The 17,176-nt window shown below is 59.1% G+C and carries 15 protein-coding genes; 9 read left to right on the top strand and 6 right to left on the bottom strand.

The genetic code is table 11. The features are described from left to right. The first annotated feature begins 138 nt into the window (after nucleotides 1-138). On the top strand, nucleotides 139-666 hold the full coding sequence (locus H4W29_RS15495; RefSeq protein WP_192729695.1) for a TIGR00645 family protein: 528 nt from the start codon (nucleotides 139-141) through the stop codon (nucleotides 664-666). 90 nt (nucleotides 667-756) lie between these two features. Here H4W29_RS15495 and H4W29_RS15490 read toward each other — a convergent pair whose 3' ends face one another. Further along, nucleotides 757-2,445 carry a COG3904 family protein gene (locus tag H4W29_RS15490; protein ID WP_192729694.1) on the bottom strand — a complete coding sequence of 563 codons (1,689 nt, stop codon included), beginning with the start codon at nucleotides 2,443-2,445 and terminating at the stop codon, nucleotides 757-759. Nucleotides 2,446-2,540: 95 nt separating this feature from the next. Beyond that, on the bottom strand, nucleotides 2,541-5,657 hold the full coding sequence (gene putA, locus H4W29_RS15485; protein WP_192729693.1) for a bifunctional proline dehydrogenase/L-glutamate gamma-semialdehyde dehydrogenase PutA: 3,117 nt from the start codon (nucleotides 5,655-5,657) through the stop codon (nucleotides 2,541-2,543). A gap of 112 nt (nucleotides 5,658-5,769) precedes the next feature. Here putA and H4W29_RS15480 point away from each other — a divergent pair, with 112 nt between their 5' ends. From H4W29_RS15480 to H4W29_RS15470, 3 genes are all read left to right on the top strand, one after another. Next, the gene (locus tag H4W29_RS15480; protein ID WP_192729692.1) at nucleotides 5,770-6,231 is read left to right on the top strand and encodes an Lrp/AsnC ligand binding domain-containing protein; all 462 of its coding nucleotides are present in this window, start codon (nucleotides 5,770-5,772) and stop codon (nucleotides 6,229-6,231) included. Nucleotides 6,232-6,376: 145 nt separating this feature from the next. Beyond that, entirely contained in the window at nucleotides 6,377-7,102 is a 726-nt protein-coding gene (locus H4W29_RS15475; RefSeq protein ID WP_192729691.1) for a helix-turn-helix transcriptional regulator, read from the top strand. A gap of 45 nt (nucleotides 7,103-7,147) precedes the next feature. Next, nucleotides 7,148-7,609 carry a PAS domain-containing protein gene (locus H4W29_RS15470; protein WP_192729690.1) on the top strand — a complete coding sequence of 154 codons (462 nt, stop codon included), beginning with the start codon at nucleotides 7,148-7,150 and terminating at the stop codon, nucleotides 7,607-7,609. Here H4W29_RS15470 and H4W29_RS15465 read toward each other — a convergent pair. The 3 genes from H4W29_RS15465 to H4W29_RS15455 form a co-directional block, all read right to left on the bottom strand. Further along, nucleotides 7,606-8,727 (bottom strand): DUF2333 family protein, encoded by a 1,122-nt coding sequence (locus tag H4W29_RS15465; RefSeq protein ID WP_192729689.1) that lies wholly within the window; start codon nucleotides 8,725-8,727, stop codon nucleotides 7,606-7,608. The two genes, H4W29_RS15470 and H4W29_RS15465, sit on opposite strands and share 4 nt — an antisense overlap. Before the next feature lie 152 nt (nucleotides 8,728-8,879). Further along, nucleotides 8,880-9,953 carry a hypothetical protein gene (locus H4W29_RS15460; protein ID WP_192729688.1) on the bottom strand — a complete coding sequence of 358 codons (1,074 nt, stop codon included), beginning with the start codon at nucleotides 9,951-9,953 and terminating at the stop codon, nucleotides 8,880-8,882. Between the two features lie 72 nt (nucleotides 9,954-10,025). Then, entirely contained in the window at nucleotides 10,026-10,628 is a 603-nt protein-coding gene (locus H4W29_RS15455) for a thymidine kinase (RefSeq protein ID WP_192729687.1), read from the bottom strand. Between the two features lie 233 nt (nucleotides 10,629-10,861). Between H4W29_RS15455 and H4W29_RS15450 the strand changes: the two genes are divergently transcribed. The 5 genes from H4W29_RS15450 (at nucleotide 10,862) to H4W29_RS15430 (ending at nucleotide 15,004) form a co-directional block, all read left to right on the top strand. Then, nucleotides 10,862-11,818, top strand: a complete 957-nt coding sequence (locus H4W29_RS15450) for a choline ABC transporter substrate-binding protein (RefSeq protein ID WP_192729686.1) — start codon at nucleotides 10,862-10,864, stop codon at nucleotides 11,816-11,818. Between the two features lie 77 nt (nucleotides 11,819-11,895). Beyond that, nucleotides 11,896-12,741, top strand: a complete 846-nt coding sequence (gene choW, locus H4W29_RS15445) for a choline ABC transporter permease subunit (RefSeq protein ID WP_192729685.1) — start codon at nucleotides 11,896-11,898, stop codon at nucleotides 12,739-12,741. Next, nucleotides 12,738-13,784, top strand: coding sequence for a choline ABC transporter ATP-binding protein (choV, locus tag H4W29_RS15440; protein WP_192729684.1), 1,047 nt, complete (start codon nucleotides 12,738-12,740; stop codon nucleotides 13,782-13,784). The genes choW and choV overlap by 4 nt, the downstream gene beginning before the upstream one ends. A gap of 37 nt (nucleotides 13,785-13,821) precedes the next feature. Beyond that, a complete protein-coding gene (locus H4W29_RS15435) occupies nucleotides 13,822-14,571 on the top strand; it encodes a HugZ family pyridoxamine 5'-phosphate oxidase (protein WP_192729683.1) in 750 nt (249 codons plus the stop codon). 115 nt (nucleotides 14,572-14,686) lie between these two features. Continuing rightward, the gene (locus H4W29_RS15430) at nucleotides 14,687-15,004 is read left to right on the top strand and encodes an ArsR/SmtB family transcription factor (RefSeq protein ID WP_007824533.1); all 318 of its coding nucleotides are present in this window, start codon (nucleotides 14,687-14,689) and stop codon (nucleotides 15,002-15,004) included. Between the two features lie 144 nt (nucleotides 15,005-15,148). Here H4W29_RS15430 and H4W29_RS15425 read toward each other — a convergent pair whose 3' ends face one another. Next, on the bottom strand, nucleotides 15,149-17,122 hold the full coding sequence (locus tag H4W29_RS15425) for a PhoX family protein (protein WP_192729682.1): 1,974 nt from the start codon (nucleotides 17,120-17,122) through the stop codon (nucleotides 15,149-15,151). Between the last annotated feature and the right edge of the window lie 54 nt (nucleotides 17,123-17,176).

Below are 17,176 nucleotides of genomic sequence, written 5' to 3'. Positions count from 1 at the left end.
TCTCAGCGCAACGGACTCGGCGTTTATTTCAATCGGATAGCGAAATATCCCGAACCTGTGAATAGTACTGCGTCTTGCGGTGGGCTTCTTCCCTTGTTTATTAGTCACCAGCGATTCTGAGTTTTACGGGGATAGACTATGAAATCACTGGAGCTTCTGGTCGAGCGCATCATTCTGTCCAGCCGCTGGCTACTGGTTGCCTTCTACATCGGCCTCGTTCTGGCACTCGCCGTCTATGCCGTATCCTTCGCCTTCAAATTCCTGAAGGTCGCAGGAAGCGTATTCGAGCTCGGCGAGGCGGAAATGATCCTCGCCATGCTCGGGCTTATCGATGCGGCACTCGTCGCAAGCCTCATCGTCATGGTGATGATTTCAGGCTATGAAAACTTCGTCAGCCGCTTCGATGAGGCTGAGAAGGAAGGCGAAGTCTCCTTCCTCGGCAAGCTCGATTCCGGCAGCCTGAAGATCAAGGTCGCCTCCTCGATCGTCGCCATCTCCTCCATCCACCTGCTTCAGGTCTTCCTCAACGTCGATCAATATACCGATGGCAAGATCATGTGGCTGACCCTCATGCATCTGGCCTTCGTCGTTTCCGCTGTCATGCTCGGCTTCCTCGAGAAGCTGATGAGCGTGACCTCGAAGAATGATCTGAAGGACAAGGCGTAAGGCGGCGTCAAGCCGGATACAACTGGCGAACGATCGCAGTGCGAAGCAAAAGCGCCGAGCCGTTACAGCGTCCCTTCTCGCATCCCGGCATCAGTTAACCGATGCCGCAGCAGGTACGATTGCCGCCTCGGATTTTCTGGGGCACCGGACACTTTCCTTCGCATTCGGTCCACAGAAATGAGAGCCAGGCTCTTCATCGTCAGGGATCGCGCCATCGATAATGTCGAGCCCGATCGCTTGGGAATAAAGGATATCCCCCCTGCCATTCGGCGGTGTGATCATCATTGTGTCGAATGCATCAGGGCTGACGCCCATTTCCTTGAAATAGCTGTAAAATTCTTCACGATCAGTGTCTGTAAGCTTGTCCATCGGCCGGCTAAGGCCAAGCGCCGAATTTCCCACAAGCCGCAACTCTCCGCCCATGAGAGCAAGAGTGCAGCTCGAAAAACAATATGCACCGCCGGCAAAGACCTCGCCCTCGGTCGGGCCGCTTTTGGCCATGCCAGCCTCACAGCGCGGATCCATCATCGGACAATTCGGCAATCTCGTCCTGCCAATTGATGTATCGAGACCTGCAGCACGGATCATGCGCCCCATCACGAAAGCGGCATCCCTGTCGCCACCATAGGACTGAAAGACAACGGGCAGCTTTTTTCCTCCGAGCGTCTTCAAGATCGCGTCCAGCTGAGCCGGCGTATCCGGCGTAATGTCCCCATCCGCAGAAATCCACTGCGTACACTCGTCCTGGCAATTGCCATGGTACATCACGAGAAAGTCCATAGGATGGGTTTTAGGCAGACCGCCGCTTGTGTATACGGTCGTACGCTTCACCGGTGCCTCCGCCACAGGCGCCGGCGCTACAGCCACCTCGGCCACAGGCTGGCGATAGCAGACGGCGCTCGCCGCGGCGTCTTTAGGACAGAGCGGCATACCGGGCCACTCACTGAATGTCAGTACGTCCGTGAGAAGACCCATTCGAACTGCGTCTTCAGGCGGTATGACTGCGATGCTTGCAGGGGTGGTAGCCATCATCACATCGACCAGATCACCACTGACGCCCATTTCCTTCAAATAGCCCGTAAGGGCAGCTGTGGCTTTCTTGCCCAGCTTGGTGGAGCTGCGCTGCCCAGCTGGCTTTCGTCCGACCTCCTTGCGGGAGACTTCGGTCTTCTTGCCGTTCACCATCTTGTATTCGATCCGGTAAGAGATACGCACCTTCTGATAGATGGTCGTGATCTGGTGGACGCCGATATAGGCCCATTGCGACGAGGCACGCGACGTGCCGCCGGCCAACACCAGAGGACACGCGGAATAACAGAACGCACCGTCCGAATAGGTGTCCCCGACTGAAGTGCCATCCTTTGCGATAGCCGCAGCGCAGCGCCTATCGTCATCGGGGCAATCCTTCAGCTGCGTGCCGCCGACTGCCGTTTCAAGACCAGCCTTGCGGATCATCCGGCCCATTGCATAGGCGGCATCGACTTCGCCACCCTCCGAGCGAAGGACGATAGGCACTTTCCGGTCCCCGATCTTTTTGAGAAATTTTCGCAACCGCGCTGGCGTATCGGACGTTATGCGCCCCTCCGCCGAGATCCATTCAGGACAGTCGTCCAGACAGGAGAGGCTGCGCACAAGAATGAAATCCATCGGGGGCTGCCCCGCCTGTTTCTGCTTGGCGGCTTCGGAGACACTGGCTCCGATCGGCAAGTTTAAAAGAAACAAAATAAGTAACGATCGGAAGGATAGGCACTTCACCAAAAAAGAAATTGCAAAGCGCACGATTAGATTGCCTCAGCTGCACCTGATCATACGCTTAGCAATTGGCTTGAACGGCAGCAAGCTGGATTCCGAGAGCCTTCTGCCGCCCTGTTACTTTATTCGCCCATTGCAATCAGGCTGGCATTGCCGCCCGCTGCCGCCGTGTTCACCGAGATAACCTGTTCCAAGGCAAAACGTAGCAGGTAGGCCGGCCCACCCGCCTTGAATCCGGTGCCAGAGAGCCCAGAGCCGCCGAAGGGTTGAGTGCCGACGACGGCGCCGATCATGTTGCGGTTTACATAGACATTGCCGGTATCGAGCGCATCGGTGACGGTGCGGATCGTGGATTCGATGCGGCTGTGGATGCCGAGCGTCAGGCCGTAGCCGGAAGCCTGAATGTCCTGCAGGACCTTCGGCAACTCCTTCGCCTTCCATCTGACGATGTGCAATACCGGCCCGAAGACTTCCTTGGTCAGCGCTGCCGGCTTGTCGAGTTCGACAATATGCGGCGCGAAGAAGCTGCCGTCACCAGGCGCCTTGCCGGCATAACGCACCTTCTGCGTCTTCTGCATCTCGGCTATATGCGCTTCCAGCATCGCCTTCTGCTTCTCGTCGATGATTGGGCCAACATCGGTGGTTTCCAATGCTGGATCACCGAGCTGCAGCTCACGCGCAGCACCCTCGATCATCTGCGTCATGTGCTCGGCGATGTCTTCCTGCAGGAAGAGCAGACGCAGCGCCGAGCAGCGCTGACCGGCCGAGCGGAAGGCCGAAAGAACCACATCGTCGGCCACTTGCTCGCCAAGCGCTGTCGCATCGACCACCATGGCGTTGAGACCACCGGTTTCGGCAATCAGCGGCACGATCGGCCCATCCTTGGCCGCCAGCGCCCGGTTGATCGCCCATGCCGTCCTCGTCGAGCCGGTAAAGGCGACACCGGCAAGCGCCGCATGCGCGGTGATGGCAGCACCGACATCGGGACCGCCAGGCACGAAAAGCAGCGCATCAACGGGCACGCCAGCCTTGTGGAACAGCTTCACTGCTTCATAGGCGATCAGCGGCGTCTGCGGCGCTGGCTTTGCGAGCACGGCGTTGCCGGAAACGAGCGCGGCCGAAACCTGCCCGAGGAAGATCGCCAGCGGGAAGTTCCAGGGCGAGATGCAGGCAAAAACCCCGCGCCCGCGCCAGAGGTAGCGATTGTCCTCTCCGGTCGGCCCGGGCATCTTCGTCGCGGTGCCGAAGAGCCGGCGCGCCTCACCAGCATAGTAGCGGCAGAAATCCACGGCCTCGCGGATCTCCGCAATGCCGTCATCGAGCGTCTTGCCGGCTTCTGCGGCCAGAAGCATAAGCAGCCTGTCGCGGTTTTCTTCCATGAGATCGGCCATGCGCTCCAGGACCGATGCGCGCTCCTCGACCGAGCGGCGCGACCATGTCTTGAAGCCTTTGGCTGCAACGGCAAAAGCCTTGTCGATATCGGCAGCGGTGGCGTTGCGAACCGAACCGACGGTCTTCGAACGATCGGATGGCGAAACGACAGGCACATCCGAACCGCTGGCAGCCACACCGGGGACGAGAGGCGTCGCAGCGATGGCGGGAAGCCCCCTCCGGATCGCACCCATCAGCTTTTCAAGCGTCGCGCGATGACCGAATTCCAGTCCGGCGCTGTTCTTGCGCTTACCGTAAAGCTGCAGCGGCATCGGGATCTTGCTGTTGCGCGCACTCGCGCCGACATCGAATTGCAGCTTTTCGGCAGGGCGCTCCAGCAATGCCTTGACCGGCACGTTCTTGTCACCAGCCATGGCGACGAAAGAGGAGTTGGCGCCGTTTTCCAGAAGGCGCCGGACGAGATAGGCAAGCAGATCGCGATAACCTCCAACCGGTGCATAGATTCGGCAGGCGATCCGGTCGTTGGTGTCCAGCAGATGGTCGTAGAGGCTCTCGCCCATGCCATGCAGGCGTTGGAATTCGAAGCCGGAGCGATCATTGCCGGCAAGCTCCAGGATGGCGGAAACCGTCAACGCATTATGAGTGGCAAACTGCGGGAAGATACGCGCCCGCTTGGCAAGCATGTGCTGCGCGCAGGCGAGATAGGAGAGATCAGTCGCCTGCTTGCGGGTCCAGACCGGATAATCATCGAGCCCGCGCTCCTGCGCCCGTTTAACCTCGGTATCCCAGTAGGCGCCCTTGACGAGGCGCACCATCATGCGGCGGCCAAGCTTTGCGCAGAGTTCGTCGATGTAATCGATCACGGCGACCGCGCGCTTCTGATAGGCTTGGATCGCGAGGCCGAAGCCGTCCCAGCCGGCAAGCGACGGATCGGAAAAGACGGCGGCGATCACATCGAGCGAAAGCTCCAGCCGGTCAGCCTCTTCGGCGTCGATGGTGAAATTGAGCTGATGTGCCTTGGCCATCTGCGCGAGCTTCAAGAGGTCGGGCACGAGTTCCTTCATCACGCGGTCGCGATGGGTGGCGAGATAACGCGGATGCAGCGCTGAAAGCTTGACGGAAATACCCATCCGGTCGGGCAGATCCTTGCCCTTGCCGTTCTTCGCCATCCAGCCGCCGATCGCCTCGATCGCCATGGCATAGGACTGCCAGTAGCGCTTGGCGTCCTCAGCCGTGCGTGCGCCCTCGCCCAGCATGTCGAAGGAGTGACGATAGCCCTTCTCCTCGCTCTTGGCCGCACGGTTCAGCGCATCCTTGATCGTCTCGCCGAGCACGAAGTGATGGCCGAGGAAGCGCATGGCCTGCTTGGTGGCATTGCGCACGGTCGGCAGACCCATGCGCTTGACGAGGCCGCGCACCACACCTTCAGGCGTTTCGCCGGGACGGATGATGCGTGCCGAAAGGCCGAGCGCCCAGGCCGAGGCGGAGACAAACCAGCTGTCTGCCTTGCCTTCATGCTCGCTCCAGCCGCCTTCCTTCAGCTTGTCCTCGATCAGCTTGTCCTGCGTCAGCGCATCGGGCACGCGCAGCAGCGCTTCGGCAAGCACCATCAGCGCCAGACCCTCCTTGGTGGAAAGCCCGTATTCCCTGAGGAAATCCTCCACACCGCCGATCGATCCCGAATTGCTGCGGATCGCCTCGATCATGCCGCCCGCGCGCTTGTCGATCGCCCTGTCCTGAGAGGCCGAAAAGCGCAAGCCTTCAGCAAAACCATGCAGAAGGCGATCATCGTCGCCGGCAAATGGAGCGTTGAACGGGGAAAAAGGCGTGGAAATCTGGGTCGGCATGAAGTGTTCTCCGTGATTTCGGCAACATAGCTGTTCATTCGTGGTGTTTTTCACTAAACTGAGGCCGACCAACACGATCTTCGCCTACCCACCGCCTGAAAGGCCGCGAAAAATGAAAGAGCTCGACCGTCTCGACCGCAAGATTCTCCGTGCGCTGCAAAAGGAAGGACGGCTTTCCAACATAGAGCTCGCCGAACGCGTCAATCTGTCACCCACGGCCACCGCCGAGCGCGTCAAGCGCCTGACCCGAGACGGTTATATCACGGGCTATATGGCAATCCTTTCGCCGGAGAAACTCGGCCGCAATCTCCTCGTCTTCGTACAGGTGAAGCTCGATCGTACCACGCCTGACGTTTTCGATGCCTTTGCTGCGGCAGTAAAACGCAGCGACGACGTCATGGAATGTCATATGGTCGCAGGAGGCTTTGACTATCTTGTGAAGGCGCGCATGGCGGGGATGGAAGCTTATCGCCAGTTTCTCTCGGAGGTGATTCTTCCCCTGCCCGGCGTCCGCGAAACGCATACCTATGCGGTTATGGAGGAGGTAAAAGGCACAGCCCTTCTACCCGTATAGCCCGAAAATCAACTCAAGGGCGTTTTTCATCTGGTTAATTTTTCACAAAATGAATTAATCAGCGTGTGCTAAGTCAATTGGGGCTAGCATGCAGGCGGATTTATGTATTTGATAGCGGTAACATGGGGACTTGCGGGGGCGTATAATGTCTTACATGACTACCTCTGAAAGGCAGTCATTGCTATCGGGCGAGCTGGCAGTGGCGCGCACGCGCGGCCTGTTCGCACAGGCGCTTGGAAGGGTGGCGGCTGCTTTCGGTTTCGAGCACGCCACTCTGCTGAACGCGCCGACGATAGAAGATTTGCTGCTCAAGCCGCTGATCATCGAGAGCTCGCTGCCGGTTTCCTACATCAAGGATTTCGATCGCGCGCATATGCTGCGCGCCTGTCCCTTTGCCGCGCGCATGAGGGAATCAGCCGTACCGCAGGTCTGGCATCTTAACGATCCCGGCCATTCCCAGGCTTTCCCCGCCGGCATTAGAAACTTGATGCTGCAGCACGGTCTGAGCGCCGGCATCGCCATGCCGATCAATTCCGGCGATGGACAACGCCTCGTCTTCTGGTTCGGCGGTGAACGCGCATCCCTTGGTCAGAGCGAGATCAATGAACTCGCGATGATCGTTCTCCACGCCGTCGACACCTACAACAGCGTCAAGCGTAATGAAGAGAGTACCCATAGCGCGCTCTCGGCCCGCGAGCTCGAGGTCGTGCGGTGGACGGCGCAGGGCAAGACCTCGATCGAGATCGGCCAGATCCTGGCGCTCTCGGATCACACGGTAAATGCCTATATGACCAACGCAATTAAAAAACTCGATTGCGTCAACCGCACCCAGTTGGTAGCTAAAGCCATCCGATTGAAGCTGATCAACTGAGGAATCAGAAGAGAATCAGCGCGTCATCCCAATTAGGGGGAAACCGTGCCTCTTCGTTTCGAACAGCCGGCCGTCGAACATCGGCTGCAATCCCGTGCCCACATCGGAATTACCGATGCCGAAGCGTTAACAATGTTCGCCGCCTATCGCCTCTTTGGCTTCTGGCGGATGAATCTCGAGACGGGGCATTTCTTCGCCAGCGAAGACGTACACCAGATCTTCGATCTTCCCTACAGCGAAGGACCGGTGAATCTGACCGAACTCATGTCGCGCATTCATGAGGAAGACCGGTTGCTGATTGCCGAAACCTTCGAGCAGGCGAGCCTCCACCGTGTCGGCTTCCACTACGTCTATCGCGTCGACAACGGGCTCGGCGGCTACAAGATGGTGCGCTCCGTCGGCAAGTTCCGCGACGACGCCAGCGGCGGCGGTATCGTCGGTATCACCTATGAATTCGTCGAGAAACTGCGCATCGTCGGCTTCGAGGACGGCGGCACTCCGGCTTAACGGTCCAGCACCGAGCGAATTTCAACGAGGTTCGATCGCACCCTCAATATGTAGAAGCCCATCGTGGCGAGGTGGCTCGGCATGATCCAGCCATCCTCTCGTCCGTTGGAAATAATTGCCGGCTGGATGCGAAGTGCTGCCTGGAATTGCCGTGTCGTGCCGGTCCAGATCGCCCCGAGGTTTCGCTCCGACACAACCTGAGAGAAATCCGCCTGCGCCGCCGAAAGAATCGCGTAATAGGCGTAGAGCTGGCCATAGGCGAACCAGAAGCGATCATCGGCACGCGTGTCAAACCAGCCGCGATTATGGTTTTCTGAGCGCTCGGCCAGCATGTCGGAGGTGCTGCCGAGATCGTTGGCGATACGGTCGATGAACTGAATAAGGTTGTCGGCGCGGCCATCGAAGACCGCATTGCAGCCGGCGAGATCGGTATTGAATTTCCGCAGACTGTTGATCGCCGCGCGATAATAGGCCGGCGTCGGCGTCTTCGGTCCAAAAGGACGGAGGCCGAAATACCAGCTAAATTCATCGAACTGCAGATTGCCGCGCGCGCTTTGCAGGTCGTTGTTGATACCTGACGTGCCGCGCACGCGCCCCAGCGTATCCACAAGCTCCACGGAAGTGCGGCGGACGGCCTGATTGATACCGCGCTGGAACGATGCCTTGTTGTCAAGGAAGGGCGTGTGATCCCAATCGATGCCGAAGAAGCCCATCTTGTAGAGCAGCATCGACGATATCCAGGCATTTTGGTTGACGTTGAAATCCGTCAGATCGGCCGCGACATCGACGATCGCCGAGCGCTGGCAGGTCTTTGCAGCAGTCCCGTCGGTCGCCGGAATTTCCTGCCCTGCCGGCACCTTGCGATCCGAGAGGCGATACTGATCGACGAAAGCAGTGTTGAAATTCGACCAGACCTGCGTCTGCCAGATGAAATAGCCATAGAGCACGACGAGCAGTGCCAGAAACGCGATGATCGGCAGCCGGATCACCCAGGTCCGGCGCGCATACCATCCGTGCGCGGCCATGAATGGCCAGATGGCCCATGCGGCAAAAAGGCGAACCCAGCGGCTGATCGTCTGGCCGATCAGTCTGAAAAAACCGGCAATCCGGTCAAACATCGTCGTCTCCTGTCAGGCGGCGAAAACAGGGATATCCTTTCCCTCCACATATGCGCTCAATCGCCCAAGTACAACAACAGACAAGGATATTTCGGACAAACGGTGCGCGAGCCAGACACGATAGATCGGATGCACCTTCCCTCGCCGCCCCGTCAGGAGCGCAGCGAACGGAGGAATCCGAGCCCGAACATGGGAGATTTTCGCACCACATCGATCAGTGGCGCCTCCGAGGGCTCCTCGGCATAAGCAGGAAATTTCCGGGCAAATTCCTGGTCTGCACGGCTCTTCCGCTGGACCAGATCCTGGGGCACCAGCATGCCCTTTTCGAAAAGCGCGATAGATGCGGCGATCTCAGGGAAAAGCTCCGGTTTGATCCTCACCTTCATGCCTGGACGGTCGGTATCGACCTGCGCCTGATAAATGATGAGCCGCTCCTCGGTATCGACCGAAAGCTTGCGGATAAGCACGTTGCAGCCGGAAATGCGCCCGTTCAGCCTGTCGACGAAGGCCTGGAACATGCTGATGAAGCGTTCGCGCCGCTGGCTCTCGTCGCGCATCGCATGTTCCTCGACGGAAATGCGCTCGGCCTCCGCCTTCAACGCCAGGCGCTCCGCCTCCATCTGCTCCCAGTGCGCCTTGTTGCCATAGACGCCAATGCGCCCCTGCGTGTTCAGGGCCTTGGCGTTGAGCTCCTTCATCCGCATCCGTGCAATGTCGATCTCGTCGACAAGCCGCCGCCGGTGCTCGACAATGCCGATGAGGCTCAATTCGGCGCTCTTGTGACGCTCGACAAGAGACCGCCTCTGGCCTTTAAGCAGCGTCGCCAGAAGATCGGATTTCGTCAAGAGATCGAGTAGTTGTTCCACGACCGGCGCCTCACGCACCCGCGCGCTATGCATGCGCCACATGCGCTGTCGGGAGAACCACCCGGCCATCTTTTCGCGCCGCGTCAGCCCGCGAAAACTGTCGAGATCGGCCGAAACCTTTGATGTCAGCCGGTCGAGGGAGAAGACGAGTTCCGCAAGCAGCACATCGAGCGTGGCACTGTCGTTCAAGAAGGCCTGGAAGCGCGGATTCTGCTCCAGGAAAATCTCGTCGGATGAGCGCGACTCGTCACCATCGAAACTTGTGATGCAGGCGGCACAATAATCGGCCTCGCCGGCCATGGCCTCGGCAAGGTCACGGGCGGCATCATACTGGCTATCGAAAGGCGGGCTTTTGCGCACCGGGCACTCCCAGGAATCTCCGTCTTCCAGATTATTCAGTTGCTGCACCAAAGAAAACAGGGGTCGATCCGTTTAGACCGGCTCGGCAATCCATTCGCCATTCATTGCATCATCCCAATGACGGCGACACAACGAAACATATTTCTCGTTCCCGCCGACATCGATCTGCGCGCCTTCGTGCAGTACCTTGCCCTCGGCATCGAGCCGCACGACCATGGTGGCCTTGCGCCCGCAATGGCAGATGGTCCGCACTTCCCGCATCTCGTCGGCAATCGCCAGCAGTTCCTGCGAGGCCGGGAAGAGCTTGCCCTGGAAATCCGTTCTCAGGCCGTAGACCATCACGGGGATGCCGAGCCTGTCGACTACGCGAGCAAGCTGCCAGATATGATCTGGCGTCATGAAATGCGCTTCGTCGACGAACACGCAGGAGATCGCCTGTCCTTCACTGCTGAGTTTCCGGACCAGCGCATAGAGATCACTGTCGCTTTCGAAGGGGATGGCCTCCGCTTCGAGCCCGATACGTGAACCGATGATGCCGCGCCCCACCCGATCGTCGAAGGCCGCGATCAAGAGAACCGTGCGCATGCCGCGCTCCTGGTAATTGTAGGAGGCCTGCAGCAGCATGGTCGACTTGCCGGCATTCATCGTCGAGTAGTTGAAATAGAGTTTTGCCATCGAATTCTCCTTATCTGGCTTCTTGAAAGCTGGAGAACGCAAAGAAAAGCCCCGACAAATCGATAGTCACAGGAAATCCAGGCATCGAAACCGTCAAAAGCCTTACAATTCAGGCTTTCCCAAAATGCGGCACGTCGCAATCACATAGTCCGGAACGCCGCAAACGCGCCGAGATCGCTTGTAAAACTGGTCTATTGATGGTTGGCTTGGGAACGTAAGACTGGGAGTCTAAAATGAAAACAACAAGCGCATTCAAACTCATTACCGCAACTGCAGTCGCAGCTCTCTCCGTTGCGACCGCCGCCTTCTCCGCAGACCCTGAAAGCTGCTCCACCGTCCATCTTTCGGACATCGGCTGGACGGACGTCACGTCGACTACGGCAACCGCCTCCCTGCTCCTCAAGAAGCTCGGCTATGAGACCGACATCAAGGTTCTCTCCTTGCCGGTCACCTATACCTCAATGAAGAACAAGGACATCGACGTCTTCCTCGGCAACTGGATGCAGTCCCAGAAGGCGGATATCCAGCCCTACCTCGACGACAAGTCGGTCGAGTCCTACGGGCCGAACCTCGTCGGCGCCAAGTACACGCTGGCGACAAATGCCAAGGGTGCTGAACTCGGCATCAAGGACTTCAAGGATATCGCCGCTCACAAGGGCGATCTCGATGGCAAGATCTACGGCATCGAGCCCGGCAATGACGGCAACCGCCACGTCATCGACATGATCGACAAGAACACCTTCGGCATGAAGGAGATGGAACTGGTCGAATCCTCCGAGCAGGGCATGCTGGCACAGGTCGCCCGCGCCGAGAAGGAAGGCAAGCCGATCGTCTTCCTCGGCTGGGAACCGCATCCGATGAACACCAACTTCAAGATGACCTATCTGTCGGGTGGCGACGACACGTTCGGACCGAATTTCGGCGGCGCCGAAGTCTATACCAACGTGCGTGCCGGCTATCTCAGCGAGTGCCCGAACGTCGGGACGCTGGTCAAGAACCTCAAGTTCTCCCTGAAGATGGAGAACGAGATCATGAACAAGATCCTGAATGACGGCGAAGATCCGGAAAAGGCAGCAGGCGATTGGCTGAAGGCCAATCCGTCCACGGTCGAGCCCTGGCTTGCCGGCGTCAAGACGCGCGACGGCAGCGGCGATGGTCTTGCAGCCGTCAAATCCGGCCTCGGCCTCTGATGAAATGAACGGGGCGGATCTGCCGCCCCGTTTTCGTTTTCATCCCGATCTTTGTTCTCAAAAGACAGGCGCGCCTCGTGAATTGGATCACCGACGCTAAAATTCCCATTGGCCCCTGGGCCAAGACCTTCGTTGACTGGCTGACGACGAACGGCGAATGGTTTTTCAACCAACTCTCCGCCCTGTTGTCGCACGTCATTAATGCCCTGCTTTTCGTGCTGCAGACGCCCAATCCGCTGATTGCCGTCCTTGCCATCAGCCTCCTCGCCTGGTGGCTGCGCCGGTCGATTACAGTGGCGGTCTTCACCTGTCTTGGGCTGCTGCTCATCATGAACCAGGGCTACTGGAAAGAGACGACGGAAACGCTGGCGCTCGTGCTCGCCGCAACTTTCGTCAGCATGGTGATCGGCATTCCGCTCGGCATTGCGGCTGCCCGCCGCGCCTGGATCTATGCCGCGATGCGGCCCGTTCTGGACCTCATGCAGACCATTCCGACCTTCGTTTATCTCATTCCAGCCCTTATCCTTTTCGGCCTCGGCATGGTGCCGGGCCTGATCGCAACCGTCATCTTCGCTATCCCCGCCCCCATTCGTCTCACCCGCCTCGGCATCATCTCGACACCCCCCTCCCTCGTCGAAGCCGCCGTCGCCTTCGGTGCGACGCCGATCCAGGTCCTGCGCAAGGTGGAACTGCCCTTCGCAACGCCGCAGATCATGGCCGGCCTGACGCAGACCATCATGCTCTCCCTCTCAATGGTCGTCATCGCTGCCCTCGTTGGCGCTCCCGGTCTCGGCGTGCCGGTCGTACGTGCCTTGAATACCGTCAACATCGCCAAGGGTTTTGAAGCCGGTTTCTGTATCGTCATCCTGGCAATCATTCTCGACCGCATGTTCCGCACTGCAGGTGAAGGAGACGGCGCATGACCGCGGTCAGTTTCAGAGACGTCAACATCATCTTCGGCGACAGACCGGAGATTGGGCTCGCCATGGTCGACCAGGGTCGCTCGCGCGACGAGATCGGCGCTGAGACGGGTCTCGTTCTTGGCGTCGCCAATGCCTCGCTGACCATCGAGGAAGGCGAAATCCTCGTGCTGATGGGCCTTTCAGGCTCCGGCAAATCGACGCTCCTGCGCGCTGTCAACGGGCTTGCGCCCGTCGTGCGCGGCGAGGTCGCCGTTTCGACGGTAACGGGGCCGGTAAACCCCTACAAATGCAACGCCAAGGCGCTGCGCGACCTGCGCACGCATACGGTCTCCATGGTATTCCAGCAGTTCGCCCTTCTTCCCTGGCGCACCGTTGCGGAGAATGTCGGTTTCGGCCTCGAACTCTCGGGTGTGCGGGAAGCCGAGCGCAAGAGCCGGGTCGGCGAGCAGCTCGAACTCGTCAACCTGACGAAATGGGCGGACCGTAAGGTCAATGAACTCTCCGGCGGCATGCAGCAGCGCGTCGGTCTTGCCCGCGCATTCGCCACCGGCGCTCCGATCCTGCTGATGGACGAGCCGTTCTCCGCTCTCGATCCGCTGATCCGCACGCGATTGCAGGACGAGTTGCTGGAATTTCAGCGGCGGCTGAAGAAGACCATCCTCTTCGTCAGCCACGATCTCGACGAGGCCTTCCGCATCGGCAATCGCATCGCGATCATGGAGGGCGGACGCATCATCCAGTGCGGAACGCCGCAGGAGATCGTCAAGAACCCGGCCGATCAATATGTCGCCGATTTCGTGCAGAACATGAACCCGATCAACATGCTGATGGCCTCCGACGTCATGCAGCCCGGACTTGGCGATGCGGCAATCGGCATGTCGGTCAGCGCTACCGCGCGCCCCACGACGCCGCTTGTCGATGTCCTCGATGCCCTCTCCCGGCAGCCGGGCAGTATCGGCGTGGTGGACAACGGCCAGATCGTTGGCACGATCTCGGCACAGGATGTCGTCACCGGCCTCACACGGCACAGGCGGAAGGAATAGACTTGATCCTCTCACTCCGCTTTGCGACAAAGCGGATATGAAAGAGCCATCCTCTACGCTTCGCGAAACCGACGACGAGGCCCGCAAGCTTGCGCGCACCCTCTTGCGCTCCGCCCGCTATGCGGCCCTCGCCGTCCTAGATCCTGAAACCGGCTTTCCCTTCGCAAGCCGGGTTCTTCTCGGCACCGACATAGACGGCGTTCCGGTCATTCTCGTTTCCGCGCTCTCGACCCACACGAAAGCACTCGCCGCCGATGCCAGAGCCTCGCTGCTGACCGGTGAGCCCGGCAAGGGGGATCCGCTTGCCCATGCGCGACTGACCACCCAATGCCGTGCGGAACAGGTAGAGCGGAATACACCCCTTCACGCGCGCATCCGCACCCGTTTCCTCAGCCGTCACCCAAAGGCGAATCTCTATATCGATTTTCCGGATTTCCGTTTCTTCCGCCTCATCCCGCAATCGGCGAGCCTCAATGGCGGATTCGGCCGTGCTTACATTTTGGACGGCAGTGATCTCGTGATTCACTCCGGGGCAAATGATGACATCGCTGAAAAAGCTGACGCCGCAGTGCAAGATTTAGTAGCGCGCCATCCGGATCTAATGTCAGCGCTGACATCGAGGCTAAAGGCCCCTGAAGCTGGTCCCTGGCGCATAAGTGGGGTCGATTTGGCAGGATTTGATATGATTTCAGGTGACTTATTGTTGCGTTGCGAGTTCGACATACCCGCGGAGGATTTGGATCACATTTGTTCAAACATATCTAAAATAGCATACCTGATACCTTAAATTTAGGTATATACAATCTTCAAACCCAATTGCTAGTTTTCGCCGTCAGTCAAAGAACCGTCTGACGGCCTGTGCCTGTACGGATGATGTACGTTTCGCATTAGGAAGAAAAAATATGGAAACCTCTGATTTGGCCGAGCACACCAATGTGGCGGCAGCTTTATTATCGGCCATGGCCAACCCCAAGCGTTTGCTGATCCTCACCAGCCTGGTAAAGGGAGAAGTGCCTGTCGGCGTTCTCGCCACCCAGGTCGGACTGAGCCAGTCGGCCCTCTCCCAGCATCTGTCGAAATTGCGCGCTCAGAAGCTGGTCAAGACCCGTCGTGATGCACAGACGATCTACTATTCCAGCAACTCCGAACCGGTCATGAAGATCCTTGCGACACTCGAGGATATCTACGTGGCCCAGAACCGGAGCAGGTCTGCAGCCTGATGTTAGCGCTGACATGATGTCAGTCTGAGCAACGTTCCAAGGAGATGTTCCCGCGGACGCTGCTTACGCTATTTTCAGCACGTGAAGCCTTAGAGGCCGGCAATTCGCAAGAATTGCCGGCTTTGTTGCTTGGAGAACGCGGACTTAGCTGCCCACCACGCCATTCTTGCTGCGTGTCAGCACGACGAGCGACGGGCGGGCCGGTACGCCCGGCTTGAAGTCCGGCCAACTGGTGCCGGCATCTTCCATCGAAGTCGCATCCTCGTTATCGGCCATGCGCAATTCGCCCGGATGCTGGACCGAGAGAAAGACGCTGGAACCATCGGAGGTAAAGGTCGGAGAGCAGGTCTCCGAACCGACGGGCGCGATATAGATGAGCTTCGGCAACGCGCGGCCTGGACCTTCCGTATCCATCACATAGACGGAATCGGCGATGCCTTCCGGCGGCGGACCATCAGTCGTCACCCAAAGACGGCCTGCCGGATCGACGGCAAGGTTATCAGGGTCGGTGAACCAGCCGGCCGAGGTGGTCGCCGGGTGGAACATCGCCTGGTCTTCGGGCTTTGCCGGATTCCCGCAAAGGACGAAGACATCCCATTTGAAGCTCTCGGCTGCATAATCGGGCTTGTCCGGACCGCCGGGGGTCACGAGTTCCAGCAGATGCCCGTGCGGATTGGGGCCACGCGGATTGGCGACGTTGACCTGTTCCTTCTCGTCGTCACCCTGGCCTTTCGGCAGGCGATCCTCATTCTCGGTCATGGCGACATAGAGCTTGCCGGTGCCGAGATGCGGGATGAAGCCTTCCGGCCCGTCCATCGGCGTAGCGCCAACGAGATCCGCGGCAGCGCGTGTGGCGAGAACCACATCGGCCTGCGTCTTGAAGCCGGCTTCAGCCGTCAGCGGGCCTTCGCCGGCCACGAGCGGGATCCAGCGCATCGTTCCGTCGCTTTCGAACTTGGCGACCGACAGCGTGCCATGGTCGAGCAGGTCCTTGTTGGCGGCGCGATCGCCAGGATTCCAAGGATCGCGTGTGACAAAGCGGTAGATATATTCGAAATCGTCGTCATCGCCCATGAAGACCACGACGCGGCCATCTGGCGCCACACAACATTGTGCGCCTTCGTGCGTCATACGGCCGAGCGACGTACGCTTGACCGGCTTTGCCGTTGGATCGAAGGGATCGATCTCGACCACCCAGTCGAAACGCATCCATTCGTTCGGCTCTTCCTCGAACTTGAAGCGCGGCTCGACGCGGCTGACGGAATAGATATCGTTCTCATCCTCGTCCCAGCCCTGGCGCTCGACCAGTTCCTGGTTCGGCAGCTTTTTATAGTCGCCGGCGAATACGTCCATTGCGCCTTCTTCACCTGACAGCATCGTGCCCCAGGGCGTGATGCCGCCATTGCAGTTCGAGATCGTGCCGAAGACGACCGTGCCGGTTGGATCGGCCTTGGTCTTAAGGCGGTCGTCGCCGGCGGCGGGGCCGGAAATACCGATTTCCGTGCTCATGTGGATGCGGCGGTTATACTTACCGTTCTTGACCACCTGCCACTGATTGCCGTCCTTGCGCACCTCGAAAACCGAAACGCCGACAGCGGCCATGACCGCACGGATCTGGTCCTCGGTCAGCTTCTCGCGATAATTGTCCACCGTCAGGCCCGGGAACATCAGGAAGGGCGTCGCATATTCGTGGCTGACGACCATCAGGCCGTGGTCCGAGCTCTTCTCGCCCCAGGGCAACGGCAGGAACTGCGTGAAGTCGTTATTGTAACCGAACTGGCGCTCGGCGGCTTTGCCGTTGAGCTTGGCCACGTCGAATTCCGGGCTGTCGGCAAAGAGTGCATCACCCCAGCGAATGAGGATCTGGCGCTCATATCCATCAGGCCAATGATCGGCGGTATCGCGCACGCGCTTCAGCTCGGGGAAAGTAAGGGTCGACTCGGCAGCTTCTGCCTTCGTTGCTTCGAGCGCCGGCGCAAAAACGGCTGCCCCCATGGCTGCGATGAAGCCCTTGAGAACAGTACGGCGACGAACGCCTTCTTGGAGAATGGTGCCGTAGCTCGGCGCAAATGCACGCCGCGGATTGGGGCGCGGCCTGGTTTTCTGGCGGTCCGTCATGACTACCTCCGGTAAAAACGGTTGAATTTCAAGGAAATGAATGAAATGCCCTCG

Source organism: Rhizobium viscosum, from assembly GCF_014873945.1.
Taxonomy (GTDB): Bacteria; Pseudomonadota; Alphaproteobacteria; order Rhizobiales; family Rhizobiaceae; genus Rhizobium; species Rhizobium viscosum.
This window is presented reverse-complemented; position numbering and strand designations above follow the sequence as displayed.

Excerpts from the sequence above, each read along its gene's own strand:
- H4W29_RS15450 (WP_192729686.1), top strand. The coding sequence starts at position 10,862 with ATGAAAACAACAAGCGCATTCAAACTCATTACCGCAACTGCAGTCGCA.
- H4W29_RS15430 (WP_007824533.1), top strand. The coding sequence starts at position 14,687 with ATGGAAACCTCTGATTTGGCCGAGCACACCAATGTGGCGGCAGCTTTA.
- putA (WP_192729693.1), bottom strand. The coding sequence starts at position 5,657 with ATGCCGACCCAGATTTCCACGCCTTTTTCCCCGTTCAACGCTCCATTT.
- H4W29_RS15475 (WP_192729691.1), top strand. The coding sequence starts at position 6,377 with ATGTCTTACATGACTACCTCTGAAAGGCAGTCATTGCTATCGGGCGAG.
- H4W29_RS15495 (WP_192729695.1), top strand. The coding sequence starts at position 139 with ATGAAATCACTGGAGCTTCTGGTCGAGCGCATCATTCTGTCCAGCCGC.
- H4W29_RS15480 (WP_192729692.1), top strand. The coding sequence starts at position 5,770 with ATGAAAGAGCTCGACCGTCTCGACCGCAAGATTCTCCGTGCGCTGCAA.
- choV (WP_192729684.1), top strand. The coding sequence starts at position 12,738 with ATGACCGCGGTCAGTTTCAGAGACGTCAACATCATCTTCGGCGACAGA.
- H4W29_RS15455 (WP_192729687.1), bottom strand. The coding sequence starts at position 10,628 with ATGGCAAAACTCTATTTCAACTACTCGACGATGAATGCCGGCAAGTCG.
- H4W29_RS15465 (WP_192729689.1), bottom strand. The coding sequence starts at position 8,727 with ATGTTTGACCGGATTGCCGGTTTTTTCAGACTGATCGGCCAGACGATC.
- H4W29_RS15425 (WP_192729682.1), bottom strand. The coding sequence starts at position 17,122 with ATGACGGACCGCCAGAAAACCAGGCCGCGCCCCAATCCGCGGCGTGCA.
- H4W29_RS15435 (WP_192729683.1), top strand. The coding sequence starts at position 13,822 with ATGAAAGAGCCATCCTCTACGCTTCGCGAAACCGACGACGAGGCCCGC.